A 16,509-nucleotide genomic window follows, 5' to 3' on the forward strand; every position below is an offset into this window, starting at 1 on the left:
GGGTGACAGCCGAGCGGACCCCATTGACACTGCGTGCCAGGGTGCGGAGACTCAGCGCAGGGTGAGCGGCACGGACGAGCATCCCCACCCGCCGAACGGACGATCGGTCGGTGGGCTGGGTGCTGCGCGCCGCCCGGCCGCCGCGCGATGACGCCGGACGGCCGCGGCGCACCGGCTGAACCACCCCACCGTTCGACCGGACCGCCGCCCACCAGGGCCGCCCCGGGAATCCCGCACCGTCCTCGGCACGACCGTCATCCACCGGCTCACCTTCACACGAGGGACCACCACCGCATGAATGACCGCCTCCGCGACGTGTACATCGTCGACGCAGTTCGCACGCCGATCGGCAAGTACGGCGGCGCGCTGTCCGGCGTACGCCCGGACGACCTCGCCGCCCATGTTCTCGGTGCGCTCGTGGAGCGCTCCCCCGCCCTCGACCCGGCCCGGATCGACGACGTGTACTTCGGCAACGCCAACGGAGCGGGCGAGGAGAACCGCAACGTGGCCCGGATGGCGGTGCTGCTGGCCGGGCTGCCGGTGTCGGTGCCGGGCGCGACCGTCAACCGGCTGTGCGCCTCCGGGCTTGAGGCCGTCGTGCAGGCGGTGCGCGCCGTGGCCGTCGGCGACGCGCGGGTGGTGATCGCGGGCGGCGTCGAGTCGATGAGCCGCGCGCCCTACGTGCTGCCCAAGCCGGACCGGCCGTTCCCGCCCGGCAACCAGGCGCTGCTGAACACCACGCTCGGCTGGCGGATGACCAACCCGAAGATGCCGCCGCAGTGGACCATCCCGCTCGGCGAGGGCGCCGAACTCATCGCCGACCGGCACGGGATCAGCCGGCAGGCCCAGGACGCGTTCGCGCTCGCCAGCCATGACAAGGCGGCCCGGGCCTGGAAGGACGGGGCGTACGACGCGGAGGTGGTGGCCTACCCGGCGGCCTCGCTCGACCGGGACGAGACCATCCGGCAGAACACCTCGCTCGACGCGCTGGCCCGACTGCGGCCCGCGTTCCGCGAGGGCGGCACGGTGACGGCCGGCAACTCCTCGCCGCTCAACGACGGCGCCGCAGCGCTGATGCTCTGCGACGAGGAGGGGCTGCGGGCCAGCGGGCGCGAGCCGCTGGCCCGCGTGCGGGCGACGGCGGTCACCGGGATCGAGCCCGAGTACTTCGGCCTCGGCCCGGTGCGGGCGGTGCGCCAGGTCCTGGAGCGCAGCGGCCACACCTTCGCCGACCTGGCCACCTTCGAGCTGAACGAGGCGTTCGCGGCCCAGGCGCTCGGCTGCCTGGCCGAGTGGCCCGACCTCGACCCGGAGATCGTCAACCCACGCGGCGGGGCCATCGCCATCGGCCACCCCCTCGGCTGCTCCGGCGCCCGACTGGCCGGCTCGGTGGCCCACCAACTAGCCGCCGCCGGCTCGGGCGTGGGGCTGGCCGCCCTGTGCATTGGGGTCGGCCAGGGCCAGGCCCTCGTCCTGGAGCGCTGACGCCGGGGGCGCGGAGTCGAGCACGGCCGGGGTGGGTTCGGGTGTGCGTTCCCGGCCCCACCCCGGGCGCCTGTGCCGGGGCGCGCTAGGGTCCGCGCGCCGGGCCACAGGGGCCCAACTGCGCACAGGGGTGGGTTACATGAACACTGGCTTACGTACGCGACACCACAGACCCAAGCGGGCGGTGGTCGCGGTGATCGCCGCCGCGCTGCTGTGTGGCGCGGCGACCGGCTGCGGCGACTCGTCGTCCACCGCCGACGACGACCCCCGACCGGCGGGTGTCAGCCCGCGCGCGAGCACGTCGCCGGCCCCGGTACCGCCCGCGCAGGCCGTACGCGAGGCCGCCCGCCGGCTCCAACAGGTCACCTCGCTCCGCGTCACCCTGAGCGTCGAGATGCCCGGCGAGACCATGCGGGCCAGCACGGCGGCGCTGACCTTCAAGCCGTTCAGCATGGACCGGGAGGACTTCGCGCCCGAGGAGAGCCCCGACGTACGGGCGCGCGAGCGGGTCGTCGACGGGGTCACGTACGCGCAGGCGTCGAGCGACGGCCCCTGGGTCAGGCGGGGTGGCGCGCCGAGCGTGAACGGCGGCTGGGACCACCTGGCCGACCAGGCGCTGCGGAACCCGATGGGCCCCTCGTCGCCGCCCGCGCGACTCGACGGCGTGCGCCGGGTGGGCGCCGAAACCTTCCACGGCGCCGAGACCACCCGCTACCGGGGCGCCCTGACCGTCGCCGCGCTCCGCGCCGAACTCGCCCACGTCAAGGACCCGACCCTGCGCGCGCACCGAGCGCGGCGCGTCGCGGAGTACGAGGCGAGGGGCGTACGGCGGTTCACGGCCGAACTGTGGATCGACGCCGACGGCTTCGCCAGGCAGTACGTGCTCAAGGGCGCGTCGTCCGCCGGGCCGATGGAGATGGTGTTGACCTACGACGGCATCAACTCGGGGTTCAGCATCGACCCGCCACCGACCGGATCGTGAGCCGGTCGGCCCGACGTAGCGGAACGAGCGGCTAGCACCAGGACGGCTCGGGGCCCCGCGCGGCGCCCCGAGCCCGGCCCGCCGACACGGCCCCACCAAGTGCCCGCCCGCGCTGGGCATTTGAGCCAGGGGCCGGCACCGCCACCCTCCACCAACCGTCCGTTATGCGTGCGCTAAAGTCCGCAGGTTGCGCACAAAGCGCTCCATAACGAACAGGGGTGGGATATATGGCCAATGCCTTACGCACGCGCGAACAAAGACGCACGCGGATGATCGGCGCCGTCCTCGGCAGCCTGCTGCTGTGCGGCGGGGCGGCCGGCTGCGGTTCGTCGTCGTCCCTCGCCGACGTGCAGCGGCGGGCGACGGCGGAACCGAGTGCGAAGCCGAGTGCGAAGCCCAGTGCGAAGCCGACCGCGCGACCGAGCCCGACGGCGAGCGTCGACCGGGCGGCGAAGGCCGAGCCCCCGCGCGAGGCCACGCGGCGGACGAAGGACATCAACGCGATCCGCATGCGGGTGACCACCCGGGACACCGCGTACGGGCGCCTGCATTCCGAGATAGCGATGACCGTGAAGCCCCGCGCGATGAGCCGGCGGATGCACATGCAGGTCGAGGGCGGGGAACCCGTCATGGAGCTACGGGTCGTCGGGAACACCCTCTACCTCAAGGGCGAGATCGTGGAGGCAACGGAAGACAGACCATGGGTCAAGGTGACCGACGAGCTACCACCGGAGGAGGCACGCGACGCGGATCGGGAGCGTCCCGTTGACGACCCTGCGGAGGCGGGGGTGGGGGCGGCCGGCACGACGCGCATGCCCGAGCGCCTGGAGGACGCGCCCAAGATCGGCACGGAGACCATCGACGGTGTGCGTACCACGCGTTACCGCTTACACAACGGAGTGAGCACCGCCGAGCTGCGCACCATGGCCAAGGACGAGACGAGACCGTCCCAGCGCCTGAGCCTCCTGTCCCTCGCGAAGCGGTACGAGTCCCAGGGGATCACGCGCTTCACCTCGGACGTGTGGATGAACGACACCACCAAGACCACCAAGCGGTACAGGCTGCGCGGCGAGACGGCCGACGGGCCCGTGGAGTCCACCACGACCTACCTGGATGTCGCCGAGGATTTCCGCATCGACCCGCCCCCCGCCGACCAGATCGAGGACGGGACCGACTGGGACTGGTCCGAACTCGGCGACATCCTTGCGGAGTTCGGCATGGGCGCTGGCTAGTCCAGCCGCCCCGAAGTCGAGGTCACCGCGGCCGACCAGGCCCCGCCCGGCCGCGCCCGGGCAGGGCCTCCGCCGCCGCGCCGCGGCCCGCCCCCCACGCCACTCCAGCCCCGCACCGCAGGCCACGTACCGTGGGGCCGGCACACCCGGGAACGGCGTAAGGAGCACGCGGCATGGCAGCTCGGCGGCTGGTGGTCATCGGAGGGGACGCGGCGGGGATGTCCGCCGCGTCCCAGGCACGGAGGTTCAAGGGGCCCGACGAGTTGGAGATCGTCGCCTTCGAGCGGGGGCACTTCACCTCGTACTCCGCCTGCGGCATCCCGTACTGGGTGGGCGGCAGTGTGGAGGGGCCCGACGCGTTGATCGCGCGCACGCCCGAGGAGCACCGTGAGCGCTCCATCGACCTGCGGATGCGCACCGAGGTCACCGAGATCGACCTGGACCGGCAGCGGGTGCGCACCCGCGACCTCGCGGCACCCGGTGCCACCGATGCCTGGACCGGCTTCGACGACCTGGTCATCGCGACCGGCGCGCGGCCGATCCGGCCCCCGCTGCCGGGCATCGACGCGCCGGGCGTGTACGGGGTGCAGAACCTGGACGACGGCCAGGCGCTGCTGGACGCGCTGCGCGCCGTGGAGGGCGGCGAGCAGCCACGGGCGGTGGTCGTCGGCGCGGGGTACATCGGCGTGGAGATGGCCGAGGCGCTCGTACAGCGCGGCTACCGGGTGACGGTCGTGGACCAGGCCGAACAGCCCATGTCCACGCTCGACCCCGACATGGGACGCCTGGTGTACGAGGCGATGTGCGGCCTGGGCATCGAGACGGTGCGCGAGGCCAGGGTGACCGAGATCCGCACCGACGGCGAGGGCCGGGCCTGCGCCGTGGTCACCGACGACGCCGAGTACCCCGCCGACATCGTCGTGCTCGGCCTCGGCGTGCGCCCCGAGACGACGCTGGCGCGCCAGGCGGGGCTGCCGGTCGGCGAGTTCGGCGGGCTGCTGACCGACCTGTCCATGCGGGTGCGCGGGCAGGACAACGTCTGGGCGGGCGGTGACTGCGTGGAGGTGCTCGACCTGGTGTCGGGCCGCACCCGGCACATCGCCCTCGGTACCCACGCCAACAAGCACGGCCAGGTCATCGGCGCGGGCGTCGGCGGCGGCTACGCCACCTTCCCGGGCGTGGTCGGCACGGCGGTGAGCAAGGTCTGCGACCTGGAGATCGCCCGTACCGGGCTCCTCGAACAGCAGGCGCGATCGGTGGGGCTCCAGTTCGTCACGGCCACCATCGAGTCCACCAGCCGGGCCGGCTACTACCCGGGCGCCCGCCCGATGACCGTGAAGATGCTCGCCGAGCGGCGTACGGGGCGACTGCTCGGCGTCCAGATCGTCGGCCGCGAGGGCGCCGGCAAGCGGGTGGACATCGCGGCGGTCGCGCTCACCGCGGGCATGACGGTCGAGCAGATGACCGCCCTCGACCTCGGCTACGCGCCGCCGTTCTCGCCCGTCTGGGACCCCGTCCTGGTCGCCGCCCGCAAGGCGACGGCCGCGGTGGCCCGGGACGTCGAGCGAGCCGCCGGCGGACGCTGACCGCCGCGCCGCGCCGCGCGGCCCGGCTCGCCGCGCCCCGGACGGGGCCGGCGGGCCGGGCGGAGGCGCGGCGGGTCAGGCGCCGTACGTCGGCTAGCGGCTGGTCCGCTCGTGGACGTGGGCCACCAGGCGGGTCAGCGCGTCCGGGTCGGTGGTCGGCAGCACGCCGTGGCCCAGGTTGAACACGTGACCCTCCAGGTCACGGGCCGCCGCCAGCACCTCGTCCGCCGCGGCCTCCACCGCTGACCGCGGCGCGAACAGCACGGCGGGGTCGAGGTTGCCCTGCAACGCCTTGCCCGGGCCGACCCGGCGGCGCGCCTCGTCCAGCGGGACCCGCCAGTCCACGCCCACCACGTCCGCGCCCGCCTCGCCGAGCAGCGGCAGCAGCTCACCGGTGCCCACGCCGAAGTGGATGCGGGGCACGCCGAAGCCGGCCACCGCGTCGAAGACCTTGGCCGACGCGGGCATGACCGAGCGCCGGTAGTCCGCGGGGGCCAGGGCGCCCACCCAGGAGTCGAAGAGCTGCACGGCGCTGGCGCCCGCCTCGATCTGCACGGTGAGGAACGCGGCCGTGATGTCGGCGAGCCGGTCGAGCAGGTCGGCCCACAGCTCGGGGTCGCCGTACATGAGCGCCTTGGTGTGCTCGTGGTTACGGGACGGACCGCCCTCCACGAGGTAGCTGGCGAGCGTGAACGGGGCGCCCGCGAAGCCGATCAGCGGGGTGCTGCCCAGCTCGCCGACGAGCATCCCCATGGCCTCAGTGACGTACTTCACATCGTCGGGCGTGAGTGGCCGAAGTTGTTCGAGATCCGCCCGGGAGCGGATGGGCTTCTCGACCACGGGGCCGACCCCCGGCTTGATGTCGAGGTCGATGCCGATGGCCTTCAGCGGCACCACGATGTCGCTGAAGTAGATCGCGGCGTCCACCCCGTGCCGGCGCACCGGCTGCATCGTGATCTCCGTGACCAGGTCGGGCCGCATGCAGGACTCCAGCATGGCGGTGCCCTCGCGGACCTTCCGGTACTCGGGCAGCGAGCGTCCCGCCTGGCGCATGAACCACACCGGCGTGTGCGGCACCGGCTCCCTCCGGCAGGCCCGCAGGAACGCGGAGTCGTAGGCCGCGGTGCGGCCGGTCTGCTGCTGGCTCGTCGGCTGGGAGTTGGCGCTCATGTCCCAAATCTTCGCACGGGCCGAACGAGTGACCCGCCCATGCGGGTGTTCCTACCCGAACAAGCTCCGTTCTCCGCCTAGTCTTCCCCGCATGGCTGCGGCTCACGGACACCTCGTTGACGGTGCGGACGACGCGGACGGGGAGGGCACCCCGCTCGTGTTCCGGCACGCGGTCGCCGGACTGCGCGACGCGCGGCTGCGACCCGAGCTGGAGATCGACTCGACGCCCCCACCCCGGCGCCTCGCGCCGTTCTCCTACGCGCTGGAGGCGGCGGTCGTCGTGGACGACGAGGAGCTGGCGGAGGGCCGGCTGATCCTGCTGCACGACCCGGCCGGGCACGACGCCTGGCACGGCTCGTTCCGCATGGTCACGCTCGTCCACGCCGACCTGGAGCCCGAGATGGCGGCCGACCCACTGCTGCCCGAGGTGTGCTGGACCTGGCTGACCGGGGCGCTGGCGGCGCGCGGCGTGGCGTACGCAGAGCCCAGCGGCACCGTCACCCGGGCCGGCTCGCACTACTTCGGCGGGCTCGCCGACCGCCCCCCGTCCACGAAGATCGAGATTCGCGCCTCCTGGACCCCGACGGAGGGCGGCGACCCGGACCGGCGGGGCGGTCCGAGCCCGGTGCCCGACACCGCGGCGCACCTCTCCGCCTGGGGTGACCTGCTCTGTCAGGTCGCGGGCCTGCCACCGGTGGGCGCCGGCGACCCGAGCGTCGTCACCCTCCCCCAGCGCCGGGGGCCCCTCTCCCGCTGAGCCGGGCCCCGACGACACGCCCCAGCCGCCGAGCCGCGCCCCCGGACGACGCCCGCCGGGCCGCCCCTCGGTGACCGCGCCGAGCCCGGCCATCGAACGGGCTTCGGCGCGCCCGGCCCCGGCGGTCGGGCACCTCTTCTCCTGGCACCCGGTGCCACGGCATGACGCGGTCGCGCGGTGGCCGGCTGGCGGGGCGCGTACGGCCGTGGGTGACGACGACGTGGACGACGGCGACGTGGGCGACGGCGGCCGGTCGAGGGCCACGGGAGGCGCGGCGGAGGGCGGCGTTCCGGGCCGTGTCGCGGGCCGTCTCCCGGGCCCGTCTCGCGGCGAGGGCGTACGCCATCGGCGTGGGCGCGCGGCCCTTCCCGGACGACCTCGCGTACCCCGCCCTGTCCGGCTTCGGGCCGCCCCGACACCCGGTGAGCCACACTCCCCTGGTCCGTAATGACCCGAATTGTTACGCAGGATTTCGTGATCAATCCCTAAAGCCGGGCACCTGAGCTGCCGAAGGATCACATGACCCTTCCCACCCGGAACGCCTCGCTTGCCCCCGAGCACGGCGTCCGTTCTCGCCACTCCCTCAGGAGGCCTGGTGTCTGTTCTTCTAGAGCAACCTTCGAGCCTGGTCGCCTACCGCCCGAACAAGCCGACCGCCATGGTGGTCGTGGCCGACCCCCGAGTCCGTTCCACCGTCACCCGCCACCTGTGGGCGCTCGGAGTGCGTGACGTCATCGAGGCGTCGTCCATCGCGGAGGCCCGCCCCCGAGTCGGAAACCCGCGCGACATCTGCGTCGCCGACGTCCACCTCCCCGACGGTTCGGGGCTCACCCTGCTCTCCGAGACCCGCGCCGCCGGCTGGCCCAACGGTCTGGCCCTCTCGGCCGCCGACGACATCGGGGCCGTGCGCAACGCCCTCGCCGGAGGCGTCAAGGGGTACGTCGTCACCGGCACCCGGACCAACCTCGGCCTCCCCGGCCGTCCCGGCGCCACCCCCGTGGGCGCCGCGGCCGCCCGGCTGCACCGCCGCCCGCCGGGCGCGCCCGGCCACCCCGGTGGCTACCGGGAACTGTCGGGGCGCGAGGTGGAGGTGCTGCGGCTGGTCGCCGAGGGCCAGTCCAACAAGGCCATCGGCGTCTCGATGGGCCTGTCCGCGCTCACCGTCAAGAGCCACCTCGCGCGCATCGCCCGCAAGCTGGGCACCGGCGACCGGGCCGGCATGGTCGCCGTCGCGCTGCGTACGGGGATCATCCACTGACCCGGGGGATCGCCCCGATCCCCCGTCCGGCCCCCCGCCCCCACCCGCCCCCACCCTCGCCCACTCGCAACCCCGCGCCCGCCCCGTGACCCCGCGCCCGTCTGCGGAGACGTTCCGTCGGCGGGCGCGTGTCGTGTCCGCCGAAGCGGGGTCGCCGGGCCCCGCGCGCCGGGCGGCGTACGGCCCGAAGGACGATCCTGTGCGGCCCGTACCTGAGGCCGAGAGCCGGCCGTGGGCGGCAGATGTGGGCCCGCCGGGCCGGGGCGGGAACTACGGAGCGTGGTTGGCGCAGGTCAGCGCCCATAGAGTGGAATCAGGGCAGGTCACCGCCCCAGGTGACCTATACCCTTGATGAGTGACCGACGCCCAAGAAGCCGCAGCTAAGACGACACTGCGAACCACCGGGGGCGGCCCCCCGGACAGCCCATCGGCACCGGTCCCGTTGCTGGAGCCGCGGGAAGGCATCCCTCCGGTCGTCGCCGACGCCGACGCGCTCGCCGAGGTCATCGCGGCCTTCGCGGCCGGTTCGGGCCCCGTGGCCGTGGACGCCGAGCGCGCCTCCGGCTACCGCTACGGACAGCGCGCGTACCTGGTCCAGCTGCGCCGCGCCGGGGCCGGAACCGCGCTGATCGACCCGGTCGGCTGCCCCGACCTGTCCGCGCTGGGCGCGGCCATCGCCGACGCCGAATGGGTGCTGCACGCCGCGACCCAGGACCTGCCGTGTCTGCGCGATATAGGCATGGTGCCCGAGCGGCTCTTCGACACCGAGCTGGCGGGCCGGCTGGCCGGTTTCGCCCGGGTGGGGCTCGGCGCGATGGTCGAGAACGTGCTCGGCTACGCCCTGGAGAAGGGGCACTCCGCGGTCGATTGGTCCACCCGCCCGCTGCCCGAGCCGTGGCTGCGCTACGCCGCGCTCGACGTGGAGCTCCTGGTGGACCTGCGGGACGCGCTGGAGGCCGAACTCACCGAGCAGGGCAAGCTGGAGTGGGCCCAGCAGGAGTTCGCGGCCATCGCCGCCGCGCCGCCGGCCGCCCCGCGCAAGGACCCGTGGCGGCGCACGTCGGGCATGCACAAGGTGCGCAAGCGCCGGCAGATGGCCGTGGTGCGGGAGCTGTGGGAGGCCCGGGACCGGATCGCGCAGCGGCGCGACGTCTCGCCCGGCAAGGTGCTCGGCGACGGCGCGATCGTGGAGGCCGCCCTCGCGATGCCGACCAGCCCCCGCGCGCTGGCCGCCCTGCCCGGCTTCGGGCAGCGGATGAGCCGCCGTCAACTGGAGCAGTGGCACGGGGCCGTCGAGCGGGCCCGGGCGTTGCCCGAGACGGAGCTGCCGCAGCCGGGGGCGCCGCTGAACGGCCCGCCGCCGCCGCGCGCCTGGGCCGACAAGGACCCGGCCGCCGCCGCCCGGCTGGCCGCGGCCCGCGCCGCGGTGAGCGCGCTCGCGGAGCGGCTGAACCTGCCGCAGGAGAACCTGATCACCCCCGACACGGTGCGCCGGCTGTGCTGGGAGCCGCCGGCCGAGGCCACGGTGGAGAGCGTGGCGCAGGTGCTCACGGGGTACGGGGCCAGGCCCTGGCAGGTCGACCTGGTCACGCCCGCGCTCACCGGCGCGCTGCTGCCGACGGCGTGAGCTGACGCGCGTGTCGCCGCGCGTGGGAGCGGTCGGTGTGATCTGCGCCGCTTAGCCCGTGGGGGGTGGGCAGCTTGGTTACCCGTAAGTAGCATGACGGTGTGAGCCCCGCCGCTACGCCTGCGGTGAGCTCTGCCGGGTGACCTGCCCGGCGTATCCGGCCAGCCCCGTGAGGCGAGCGAGCCAGCGGGTGCCCGGTGTCGCGGCGGAGTCGGCCCGCGGGTCGGCCCCGGGCCGCGCGTCGGGCCTGGTGACCGGTGGCCGCGGGTCCCGGGTGGGTCGGCCCTTTGGGGGCGGCACCGGTCGCGCCGTACCCGGTGGCGAGCGAACACAACGAGAGGGAGAGCCAACGTGCCTCGTAGCGCTAGGGAAGTCGTCTTCGTCGACGGCGTCCGCACCCCGTTCGGCAAGGCGGGCCCGAAGGGCATCTATCACGAGACCCGTGCCGACGACCTGATCGTCAAGTGCATCCGGGAGCTGCTGCGCCGCAACCCGGGGCTGCCGCCGGAGCGGATCGACGAGGTGGCCGTGGCCGCGACCACCCAGATCGGCGACCAGGGCCTGACGCTCGGCCGCACCGCCGGCATCCTGGCGGGCCTGCCGCAGAGCGTGCCCGGCTACTCCATCGACCGGATGTGCGCCGGCGCCATGACGGCCGTCACCACGACCGCGGGCTCCATCAGCTTCGGCGCCTACGACGTGGTCGTGGCCGGCGGTGTCGAGCACATGGGCCGGCACCCGATGGGCGAGGGCGTGGACCCCAACCCGCGGTTCGTGTCCGAGAAGCTGGTCGACGAGTCCGCCCTGTTCATGGGCATGACGGCGGAGAACCTGCACGACCGGCTCCCGCACCTGACCAAGCAGCGCGCGGACGAGTACGCCGTACGCAGCCAGGAGAAGGCCGCCAAGGCGTACGCCAACGGCAAGATCCAGCAGGACCTGGTGCCGATCTCCATCCGGCGCACCAGCCCGGAGGGCGGCGAGACCGGCTGGGGCCTGGCCACCGCCGACGAGCCGATGCGGCCCGGCACCACGCTGGAGAACCTGGCGGGCCTGAAGACCCCCTTCCGCCCGCACGGCCGGGTCACCGCAGGCAACGCGGCAGGCCTCAACGACGGTGCCACCGCCTCGCTGATCGCCGCCGAGGACGTGGCGCGCGAGCTGGGCCTGCCGGTGCGGATGCGGCTTGTCTCCTACGCGTTCGCGGGCGTGGAGCCCGAGGTCATGGGCATCGGCCCGGTCCCGGCGACCGAGAAGGCGCTGGCCAAGGCCGGCCTGTCGATCGACGACATCGGCCTGTTCGAGATCAACGAGGCGTTCGCCGTGCAGGTGCTCTCGCTCCTGGACCACTACGGCATCGCCGACGACGACCCCCGGGTGAACCAGTACGGCGGCGCCATCGCCTACGGCCACCCGCTGGCCTCCTCCGGCGTGCGGCTGATGACCCAGCTCGCCCGGCAGTTCGAGGAGCAGCCGCAGGTGCGGTACGGCATCACCACCATGTGCGTCGGCTTCGGCATGGGCGGCACGGTCATCTGGGAGAACCCCCACTGGGAGGGCAAGTGAGCACCACCACCGCCACCACCGAACTGCTGCGGGGCGCGGCCGAGTTGTTCCCGGACGAGGTCGTCACGCAGGCCCACGTGCGCCACCTCGACCTGCCCGGCGCCGGGCGGTTCGCGCTGATCACCCTGGACAACGGGTTCGACCACACCAAGCCGACCACCTTCGGGCCGCAGTCGCTGGCCAACCTGAACGCGGCCATCGACCAGGTGGAGAAGGAGGCCGCGGACGGCGAGATCGTCGGCGTCGGCCTCACCGGCAAGCCGTTCATCTTCGCCGTCGGCGCCGACCTCAAGGGCGTCGAGCTGCTGAAGCGGCACGAGGACGCGCTGGCCATCGGCAAGGGAGGGCACGACGTCTTCAAGCGGCTGTCCCAGCTCGCGGTGCCGACCTTCGCGTACTACAACGGCGCGGCGATGGGCGGCGGCGTCGAGGTCGGCCTGCACTGCACCTACCGCACCGTCTCCAAGGCGCTGCCCGCCTTCGCGCTGCCCGAGGTCTTCCTCGGCCTGGTGCCCGGCTGGGGCGGCTGCACGCTGCTGCCGAACCTGATCGGCGCCGACCGCGCCGTCAGCGTGATCATCGAGAACGCGCTGAACCAGAACCGGCAGCTCAAGGGCCAGCAGGTGTTCGACCTCGGGATCGCGGACGCGCTCTTCGAGGGCGCGGACTTCCTGGAGCGGTCGCTGCTGTGGACCGCGTCAGTGCTGACCGGCGAGGTCGAGGTCGTACGGGCCGAGGTCGACCGCGGCGAGGCGTGGGACGCGGCCGTCGAGCGCGGCCGGGCCATCGCGGACGCCAAGGTGCACGGCGCGGCCCCGGCCGCCTACCGGGCGCTCGACATCGTCGCCGCCGCCAAGAACGGCGACCTGCGCCAGGGCTTCGACGCCGAGGACCAGGCGCTCGCGGACCTGATCATGGGCGGCGAGCTGCGGTCCGGGATCTACGCCTTCAACCTGGTGCAGAAGCGCGCCAAGCGCCCCGCCGGCGCCCCGGACAAGTCGCTGGCCCGCCCGGTCACCAAGGTCGGCGTGGTGGGCGCGGGCCTGATGGCCTCGCAGCTCGCGCTGCTGTTCGTGCGCCGCCTCCAGGTGCCGGTCGTGCTGACCGACATCGACCAGGAGCGCGTGGACAAGGGCGTCGCGTACGTCCACGACGAGATCGACAAGCTGCTGCTCAAGGGCCGGGTCAACCAGGACCAGGCCAACCGGCTCAAGGGCCAGGTGACCGGCTCGCTCGACAAGGCCGCCGCGTTCGGCGACGCGGACTTCGTCATCGAGGCCGTCTTCGAGGAGATGGGCGTCAAGCAGAAGGTGTTCGCCGAGGTCGAGGCGGTCGTGCCGGCGCACGCCATCCTGGCCACGAACACCTCGTCGCTGTCGGTCAGCGAGATGGCGTCCCAGCTCAACCACCCCGAGCGGGTCGTGGGCTTCCACTTCTTCAACCCGGTGGCGATCCTGCCGCTGCTGGAGATCGTGCGCGGCGAGCAGACCGACGACGCGTCGCTGGCCACCGCGTTCGCGGTCGCCAAGTCCCTGAAGAAGACCGCGGTGTTGGTCAAGGACGCCCCCGCGTTCGTCGTCAACCGCATCCTGACCCGCTTCATGGGCGAGATCCAGAACGTCATCGACGAGGGCACCCCGGTGGCCACCGCGGAGCGCGCCATCGAGCCGCTCGGGCTGCCGATGTCCCCGCTGGTCCTCCTCGAACTGGTGGGCCCGGCCATCGGGTTGCACGTCTCCGAGACGCTGAACCGGGCCTTCCCGGACCGGTTCACGGTCTCGCCGAACCTCAAGGCCGTCGTGGAGGCGGGCAAGCGCGGCTTCTACGTCCACGACTCGGGCAAGCCCGAGTTGGACCCGGAGGTCCTCGCGCTGCTCAAGCAGGGTGAGAGCGTGCTGAGCGAGGAGCAGGTGCGCGATCGGGTCCTGGACGCCGTCGCCCAGGAGATCGACCTGATGCTGAAGGAGGGCGTGGTCGCCGAGGCGCAGGACATCGACCTGTGCCTGATCACCGGCGCGGGCTGGCCCTTCCACCTGGGCGGCATCACGCCGTACCTGGACCGCGCGGGCGTCTCGGAGCGGGTCACCGGCAAGCGGTTCCTGGCGCCGGGGCTGGCGAGCGTGCCGGCCTGACGGCCCACCGCCCCGCACCTGACCGGGGGGTGTCACGCGGCGCGCCGCGTGACACCCCCCGGTCGCGTGTGCTGACGGGTCGCCGTCGGCCCGGCCCCACTGCGCCCCGCCGCCGCGTGGGGGCGCGTGCCGGCCACGGGACGGCGGGGCGGGGCCGGGCTGCCGGATGGCGGGTGCGGGGCGCGCACGGGGCCGCCAGGGCGTCCCGGGCGCGCCCTGGGCCGGGCCCGCGGGCGCGGGGCTAGACGGCCGTCCAGGCGTCCAGCGCGAGCCCGGGCTCCGTGGTCTTCTGCCGGGCGACGCGCAGGGTGCGGTCGGGCGCGAGGGCGGCGAGGACGACGCGCCCGTACCCGTCGAGCGCCAGCGCGGGCTCGGTCAGGCCCGGGTCGCCGGTGGGTGTCCACCACACGCCGGCCGCCTCGTTCTCCGTGGGGTAGGCCGCCACGGCCAGCCGCCCGGTGCCCGGCTCGCGCTGGGCGAGGACCGTGCAGTCGTACCCGTAGACCGGCGCCTGGATGACGGCGGCCGGGCCCTCGCCCGCCGCGCCGCCGAGCGAGACGGGTTCGGCGCCCTCGGCGGGCCGCAGGGCGAAGATCTCGTTGCTGGTCGCGTCCCGCCAGTAGTGCGTGAGGGTGTCGGGGCCGGTCTGCACGCCGGAGGCGGTGCCGGGCAGCGGGTCCACGTCGAGGTTGTCGCCGCGCTTGAGGCCGCCGCCGGGCTCGTTCATGTACCAACGCAAGGCGCTGCCCGTGGCCGGCGCGAAGAACTCCACCCGGCCCTCCGCCGTGGCGACGGCCGAGACGCCCTCGGTGACGTTGCTGCCCTTGAAGTCGACCCAGCCGCTCCACTTGCCCTTGGCGTCCTGGCGGCGCGCGCTGATGCCGCCGCCCGCGTTGCGGACCACGACGTGCACGGCGCCCTCCTTGCCGACGACGGTGGTCACCACGTTGACGCGGCTGGCCTTGTGCCAGTCGTTCGGGTGCGGGGTGCCCAGCGAGTGCCAGACCGTGGTCGGCCGGCCCGTCTGGTACTGGGTGGCGTGCACCACGTCCACGTCGACCCGCTCATCGGGGGCGCGTCTCTCCCGCAGCCCCACCAGGTGAACGTAGCCGTCTGAGCCCTGGCCGATGGAACAGACGGTCAGCCCCGGCACGTCCAGCCACACCGGCCCCGTCCATTTCGGACCTCCGGGACGGGTCTCCGTCCAGCGGGCGATGCCGCCTGCCGCCGGGGCGTAGGCCGAGAGCCTGCCGTCCTTGCCGCGCAGCAACCGCAACACCATGGTTCGCAGACAACCTTCCCTCTTGTAACACTGACCATAGTATTTTGCCTGGCCGCGCACGCCGGGTGCCCGCCCGTGGGCAATACGGCCCCGAGCCATAGATCGTGCCAGGCTGGGCGCATGAAGGCACTCGTGGTGGTGGACGCGGCGAACGTGGTCGGCTCCGTACCCGACGGTTGGTGGCGGGATCGACATGGTGCGGCCGAGCGACTGCGCGACGCACTGACCGCATTCTCCGCCACCGGGCTGCCCGAGCGCACCGACGTGCCCGCGTGGGCGTGCGGGCGGCCGGTGGACATCGTGCTCGTCGTGGAGGGCAGGGCCCGCGAGGTGGCGTCGGCGCCGGGCGTACGGGTCGAGGCGGCGCCCGGCAGCGGCGACGACCACATCGTGGACGTCGTCGCCGCCCGCCCGCCGGAGCGGCCCTGCCTGGTGATCACCGCCGACCGCGAACTACGCGAACGGGTGGGCGCGTTGGGGGCGAGCGTGGCGGGGCCACGGTCGGTGCGCACCTGAACGACGCGCCGCGCGGCGGCCGCCGCGTCGGGGCGGGTCCAGCGGTGCGGTGGCTACGGCCCGCCGCAGGCGTCCCTACGGGCAGCGCGCGTCGGGTGGCACGACGAGGAGTTCGATGTCCTCCTCGGCCTGCCAGCGCTCGTCCAGGGCGGTTTCGGGGGCGGGCCGTTGGGCGCAGACCGTCCAGGAGTCGGACGCGCCGTCGCCCGGCCGTGCGTACGGGTTGACGCCGGGGCGGGCGCCCACCAGTCGGACGCCCTTCATCAGGGTCTCCGCTATATCGGTGAGTTCGGCCCGCGCGCTGGAAACCGGCCGCTCCGACACGTCGGGCATGCGTAACCAGGGAATCGGCTGGCCGTCCTCGCTGGGGCACGTTTCGGCTTTTCCGACGACGGCGAACTCGACGCTCCGCTCGCGCTGGGACTGGAAACACACGGACCAGTCGGCACGCGGCGCCCGGTCGCCCTCGCCGGCGTCGTGCGACGAGAAGGTCAGGCCGGCCTGTCGCGCCCGCTCCTGGGCCTTTCCCAGCGCCTGCCCCCGCTGTGACGTGAACTCCGGCGGGGCTGACGCGGAGTCGCTGACGCAGCCCGCCACCGCCTGGGCACCGGCCAGAGCCAGCGCGGACGCACGTACCGGAGATCTCAACGCCGCTCCCGCTGTCGCTCCGTCAGAACGCTTTCTGGCGAACGCGCGCTCTCCCACGGGAAAGCCGCCGAGCCGCACCGAGATTCGCAGGCGGCGGATCAGCACGTCAACGAGATCCGGGAAGTGGCAGGGCCACCTATCGCTTTTCCCGGTCTTGAAATCGACGCTTCACGACACCAGTTCCCGCCGCCGTGCCGCATTTCGGACCGCGCGTTCGGGGCGGCGATCCGCGCACCGACGCACCCAGCCCACTCGGTGGGCCCAGACG

At 73.8% G+C, this 16,509-nt stretch carries 13 protein-coding genes; 10 read left to right on the top strand and 3 right to left on the bottom strand.

Annotated features, from left to right (window positions below; all coding sequences use genetic code 11):
* Window positions 1-294: 294 nt before the first annotated feature.
* The 4 genes from OYE22_RS06235 to OYE22_RS06250 all read left to right on the top strand — a co-directional run bounded on the left by OYE22_RS06235 (window position 295) and on the right by OYE22_RS06250 (window position 5,285).
* Window positions 295-1,485 (top strand): thiolase family protein, encoded by a 1,191-nt coding sequence (locus OYE22_RS06235; protein WP_187089247.1) that lies wholly within the window; start codon window positions 295-297, stop codon window positions 1,483-1,485.
* 139 nt (window positions 1,486-1,624) lie between these two features.
* Window positions 1,625-2,467, top strand: a complete 843-nt coding sequence (locus OYE22_RS06240) for a hypothetical protein (protein WP_277319478.1) — start codon at window positions 1,625-1,627, stop codon at window positions 2,465-2,467.
* A 269-nt stretch (window positions 2,468-2,736) separates the two neighbouring features.
* A complete protein-coding gene (locus tag OYE22_RS06245) occupies window positions 2,737-3,699 on the top strand; it encodes a hypothetical protein (protein WP_277319479.1) in 963 nt (320 codons plus the stop codon).
* A gap of 173 nt (window positions 3,700-3,872) precedes the next feature.
* The gene (locus OYE22_RS06250; RefSeq protein WP_277319480.1) at window positions 3,873-5,285 is read left to right on the top strand and encodes an FAD-dependent oxidoreductase; all 1,413 of its coding nucleotides are present in this window, start codon (window positions 3,873-3,875) and stop codon (window positions 5,283-5,285) included.
* Window positions 5,286-5,378: 93 nt separating this feature from the next.
* Here the strand turns inward: OYE22_RS06250 and hemE are convergent, their stop codons facing one another.
* Window positions 5,379-6,455, bottom strand: a complete 1,077-nt coding sequence (hemE, locus tag OYE22_RS06255) for a uroporphyrinogen decarboxylase (RefSeq protein ID WP_277319481.1) — start codon at window positions 6,453-6,455, stop codon at window positions 5,379-5,381.
* 91 nt (window positions 6,456-6,546) lie between these two features.
* Here hemE and OYE22_RS06260 point away from each other — a divergent pair, with 91 nt between their 5' ends.
* The 5 genes from OYE22_RS06260 to OYE22_RS06280 all read left to right on the top strand — a co-directional run bounded on the left by OYE22_RS06260 (window position 6,547) and on the right by OYE22_RS06280 (window position 13,795).
* A complete protein-coding gene (locus OYE22_RS06260; protein WP_277319482.1) occupies window positions 6,547-7,212 on the top strand; it encodes a DUF3000 domain-containing protein in 666 nt (221 codons plus the stop codon).
* Window positions 7,213-7,807: 595 nt separating this feature from the next.
* The gene (locus OYE22_RS06265) at window positions 7,808-8,470 is read left to right on the top strand and encodes a response regulator transcription factor (protein ID WP_176164609.1); all 663 of its coding nucleotides are present in this window, start codon (window positions 7,808-7,810) and stop codon (window positions 8,468-8,470) included.
* 355 nt (window positions 8,471-8,825) lie between these two features.
* Window positions 8,826-10,097, top strand: a complete 1,272-nt coding sequence (locus tag OYE22_RS06270; protein WP_277319483.1) for a ribonuclease D — start codon at window positions 8,826-8,828, stop codon at window positions 10,095-10,097.
* Between the two features lie 351 nt (window positions 10,098-10,448).
* On the top strand, window positions 10,449-11,663 hold the full coding sequence (locus tag OYE22_RS06275; protein WP_176164607.1) for an acetyl-CoA C-acyltransferase: 1,215 nt from the start codon (window positions 10,449-10,451) through the stop codon (window positions 11,661-11,663).
* On the top strand, window positions 11,660-13,795 hold the full coding sequence (locus OYE22_RS06280; RefSeq protein WP_277319484.1) for a 3-hydroxyacyl-CoA dehydrogenase NAD-binding domain-containing protein: 2,136 nt from the start codon (window positions 11,660-11,662) through the stop codon (window positions 13,793-13,795). The genes OYE22_RS06275 and OYE22_RS06280 overlap by 4 nt, the downstream gene beginning before the upstream one ends.
* 241 nt (window positions 13,796-14,036) lie before the next feature.
* Here the strand turns inward: OYE22_RS06280 and OYE22_RS06285 are convergent, their stop codons facing one another.
* A complete protein-coding gene (locus OYE22_RS06285; RefSeq protein ID WP_277319485.1) occupies window positions 14,037-15,077 on the bottom strand; it encodes a hypothetical protein in 1,041 nt (346 codons plus the stop codon).
* Between the two features lie 120 nt (window positions 15,078-15,197).
* On the opposite strand from OYE22_RS06285, the gene OYE22_RS06290 reads away from it, so the two are divergent.
* Window positions 15,198-15,593 carry an NTP pyrophosphohydrolase gene (locus tag OYE22_RS06290; RefSeq protein ID WP_277319486.1) on the top strand — a complete coding sequence of 132 codons (396 nt, stop codon included), beginning with the start codon at window positions 15,198-15,200 and terminating at the stop codon, window positions 15,591-15,593.
* Between the two features lie 75 nt (window positions 15,594-15,668).
* Here OYE22_RS06290 and OYE22_RS06295 read toward each other — a convergent pair whose 3' ends face one another.
* Window positions 15,669-16,241, bottom strand: coding sequence for a hypothetical protein (locus tag OYE22_RS06295; protein WP_277319487.1), 573 nt, complete (start codon window positions 16,239-16,241; stop codon window positions 15,669-15,671).
* Window positions 16,242-16,509: the final 268 nt, after the last annotated feature.

Origin of the sequence: Streptomyces sp. 71268 (genome assembly GCF_029392895.1) — a bacterium.
Lineage (GTDB): Bacteria > Actinomycetota > Actinomycetes > Streptomycetales > Streptomycetaceae > Streptomyces.

Excerpts from the sequence above, each read along its gene's own strand:
- hemE (WP_277319481.1), bottom strand. The coding sequence starts at position 6,455 with ATGAGCGCCAACTCCCAGCCGACGAGCCAGCAGCAGACCGGCCGCACC.
- OYE22_RS06250 (WP_277319480.1), top strand. The coding sequence starts at position 3,873 with ATGGCAGCTCGGCGGCTGGTGGTCATCGGAGGGGACGCGGCGGGGATG.
- OYE22_RS06235 (WP_187089247.1), top strand. The coding sequence starts at position 295 with ATGAATGACCGCCTCCGCGACGTGTACATCGTCGACGCAGTTCGCACG.
- OYE22_RS06245 (WP_277319479.1), top strand. The coding sequence starts at position 2,737 with ATGATCGGCGCCGTCCTCGGCAGCCTGCTGCTGTGCGGCGGGGCGGCC.
- OYE22_RS06240 (WP_277319478.1), top strand. The coding sequence starts at position 1,625 with ATGAACACTGGCTTACGTACGCGACACCACAGACCCAAGCGGGCGGTG.
- OYE22_RS06285 (WP_277319485.1), bottom strand. The coding sequence starts at position 15,077 with ATGGTGTTGCGGTTGCTGCGCGGCAAGGACGGCAGGCTCTCGGCCTAC.
- OYE22_RS06260 (WP_277319482.1), top strand. The coding sequence starts at position 6,547 with ATGGCTGCGGCTCACGGACACCTCGTTGACGGTGCGGACGACGCGGAC.
- OYE22_RS06290 (WP_277319486.1), top strand. The coding sequence starts at position 15,198 with ATGAAGGCACTCGTGGTGGTGGACGCGGCGAACGTGGTCGGCTCCGTA.